Below are 3595 nucleotides of genomic sequence, written 5' to 3' on the forward strand. Positions count from 1 at the left end.
ATTTATAAGTCACTTTTTGAGCAACTTCTTTGATTTCCTCTGTGGCATCAATGTTACCGAAGTGAGTGCGCAGCAGTTCATCCCCATACTCTTCCAGTAAATCGAAAACCTCTTTGCACCCAACGACGGCAATTTTCACTAGTTCTGCCATTCCGTTACGTACTTGTTCTGTAGGTAAGGTTCCTAAGAAGGAGAAGTCGAGGAAGACTTTTGAGGAAGCATGATAAGCACCTAGACGATTTTTCAGCTTCTTATGGTTAACAGCTACCTTAATAGCAACGCTCGCATCAATCAATCCAATTAGAGTGGTAGGAATGCGGATGTAGTTACTGCTACGACGATAAGCGGAACAGGCAAAACCTACGACATCTGTAATCAATCCACCGCCAATTACTAAGACAGGTTCTTTGCGAACTAATTTAAAGTCCGCAAAGGCATCTATGATTTTCTCGAAAGTTTGGATTGTTTTGTTCGGTTCGGTGATTGTCAGAGGAAATACTGTCAAATCAATGCCATAGTGCCGAAAATATTCTTTCATTTGGCTGCTGTATGACATGTAGACATTCGCATCTACAACAGCCAAGCAGCGTTTGAATTTTTGGTAACAGTCAGCCAATTCTCTATTTTTGATGTCGAAGACTCCGTTAACATAGACAAGGCTGTACTCAATCTTTTCGTAAGCTTCTACATGGAATGCAGTCTCTGTAACTTGCAGCTTTGACTGAACAATAGTCATAATTACTATCTACCTTTCCTCGAAGTTGACATTTTGACAAATTAAACCGAGAAGATTTTCTAGAAAAAACGGCTTGACCTAGTTTGGGTAAACGCAAAACGTCTACCTTGAGAAAAGCGATCGCCGCTCTCATTAATCAAGGTTGTAACAGGCTTGTTGGTTAGAACTTGTATTTTGCATCCGTGCAATTGTATGGGAACTGTTAAAGATTGTAACAAAAATGTTAACAACTGCAACGAAATCGTAAATCACATAGTGTTTGATGCTAACCTAAGTCTATTAGAGTTAAACTTTAAAGCCATTAAATGGGGTACTAATTGATTGAGAAACTCTGAATCCCGTTTACTAGGTTTAAATCAGTTTCAGTGATACAGCCGAAAATCCATAGATTGTTGATTGTTTTCTTCCATCTATTATTTCCATTTTATCCAGTCTGGTCGGTAAGCTTTTGCGAAATTTCAGATTCTGCTTAGTACAATGAATCCATATGTGCGTGAAAAGCATAGCTTCATCACGCTACGGCCAAAAAAATGGCTTGTAAATAGCTTTGTACCTCCGGATGGTAAGCCGAATGGCTAGATGGGAAGCCTGCCGCCTAACGGTAGACATTAGATTTGATTGTGAAATGACATTTTCAACCTCATTATTGGGCTTTCGACAATCCTCCCGAGGGATTTCAAAATTATATTTTTTGAATGTGAGGATTTCTAGACTTCATTTCTTACTATTACAGATTTTAACTTTTATAGCAATACTTTTCATTCAAAAAATAATAGACAAGTCGGAAGATTGAGTTCGGGTATTTTTGGATACCAATATGATCAAAACTAAATCGCAAATTTAGTGCAAAACTAAAATGCAAATTTAGTGCGATCGTAAACTCTTGGTTTACTTGGTATACTCCATAAATAAAGCGCATTTTATAGAAGGGATAAATACCTTCAATCTAGTTGCACTCTACCTCTCTTGATAAAGATTTTACACTCAATAGAATCATTTATCAAGTGGTTTTACTTAAACAGTAAGTATACTTTTTCATACATTACTGTCGTTCTACTTGAAATCGGACAGGCAAGAATAGTCGTAACATTAGACCACCCATTTAAATTTAAATGAGTGGCTTCAAGCCTACCTCTTTTTCTAATTGCAAATTGATGAGGCATAACTATGTAATTTAGCATGAACAAGAACACATGTTCTATAACAAGAAGAATAATGTTGAAAATATTTATGAGCATCAGCTTTAAGTTGGATTTCTCTTTTAGAAGAAACTTGCTATTGGTAGATTTGCTACAAAAGTTTTTTGTGGTAGCATAGTTTTTCTGTATGCCTAAAAATACTTGAGCATAACACTGGAAGATGACTTCGCGGTCTAATGCTTCTTTGATGTGCGATACCACTGTCAGGGAGGAATGGGCGCTCCGGGATTGGGTATTGGGGAACATCCCAGCCCCTAGTACCCAGTTAAGAGTCCTAGGAATAGGGCTGTGTAAAATCCCCGTCGTCAATATGACAGAGTGTGTTTCTAGATTGCGTCGATAGCTTGCTATATAGCCATCTAACTCTAACCGAGCATTTTCTGTTAATACCATTTCAGTACTACCTTGTCTTTTCATTCCTAAAATTGAGCCACATGCGGGACAAGTGATTCCTGAAGATTCAACATGAATGGTTTCTAGATAGTGTTTTACTGTGTTGTTAAGAGTCGATGATTTCTGTTGCATAGTCAATACAGCTTGTTTATTGTCCTTCCAAAAATCTATCTGGATGAAAACTGGTGATTATGCACAACCTTGGAAAAACAACAGGAAAATCAAGTAAATAAGTCGGCGAGAAAAGTTCAATATATATAAAGTGGCTTTAGGGTGCTTGATAGAAATCACTAATACCATTTCACGAAAAAAATGAAACAGATGGGTAGGTTGGGTTGTAGCTTGCTTAAGCGTAGGGGTACGAAGTGAAACCCAACAAAGACAAGGCTTTGATGTGTTGGGTTTCGTTCCTCAACCCAACCTACATTTGTATCAATCATTTTTTGAATTGGTATAACGCGCCTTGAAGGTTTTGCCCGAAAATTAGCCCTGAACTAAAGTTCGGGCTAATAGCGCTCATTGAGCTAAAAGCTCACTGGGTAATTTTTTAACCCATTGTAATGGGTTTCAGCTTTGAGCCGGGAAATTTATTTCCCGGCTCAAAACCTACGCAGTATTGGTGCCTATTGTTATGCATAAAGTCTCAATCCCATGACGATAAATAGATATGGCAGGGAGAAGCATTCAGCATCAGAAGTATTCATTTTCAATGTATATAATGCATAATTCCGATTTATGAATAGAATTACGAGGAATTGCTAAACAGGCTGGTTCAACACAAACTAATGAACCAAAAGTTAAATTTCAAAGAAAAAACTGAAGAGTATTATTTGCTTTGAGTGCAAGCCTTGAGTAAACGAAGGGTAAATTATAGATCATGGAGCCAGATGCTGTTAATTATCTGCAGACAGCATAAGCGAGCAAAGAATATTGCCAACCTAAATACTGGTGTTGCTGTTGGTACTAGTCATTGCTCACTTTATTCTCCAAATAGTTCATCTAAATCGCGATAACCACTAACTACCCTTTGAATTTCTATCCCTCCTTCAATGGGGCAATAGAATATTAGATAATCATCAACAGGAAAACTACGCAACGAAGGATAAAGTTCATCTCGCTTGCATCCCATGCTGGGGAAATCTGCCAATTTCTTACATTTATCGTTGATTTTCTTTAGTAATTTATCTGCGGCATTAAAGTTTTTATTAGAAGCAACGTAGTCAATAATACTTTCAATATCTCGACTGGCAGGGATGGTAAATCTACA

Annotated in this window: 2 protein-coding genes and 1 pseudogene; all 3 read right to left on the minus strand. The window is 37.5% G+C overall.

The features are described from left to right. Positions 1-736: pseudogene (locus tag G4P69_RS36250) on the minus strand (iron-containing alcohol dehydrogenase); the annotation flags it as partial. 1010 nt (positions 737-1746) lie between these two features. After that, a complete protein-coding gene (locus G4P69_RS36255) occupies positions 1747-2460 on the minus strand; it encodes a hypothetical protein (RefSeq protein ID WP_208354728.1) in 714 nt (237 codons plus the stop codon). 847 nt (positions 2461-3307) lie between these two features. Beyond that, the coding region (locus G4P69_RS36260; protein ID WP_243903163.1) for a type II toxin-antitoxin system RelE/ParE family toxin at positions 3308-3595 on the minus strand (288 nt) is incomplete at its 5' end.

It is taken from the genome of Aetokthonos hydrillicola CCALA 1050, from assembly GCF_017591665.1.
Lineage (GTDB): Bacteria > Cyanobacteriota > Cyanobacteriia > Cyanobacteriales > Nostocaceae > Aetokthonos > Aetokthonos hydrillicola.

Excerpts from the sequence above, each read along its gene's own strand:
- G4P69_RS36255 (WP_208354728.1), bottom strand. The coding sequence starts at position 2,460 with ATGCAACAGAAATCATCGACTCTTAACAACACAGTAAAACACTATCTA.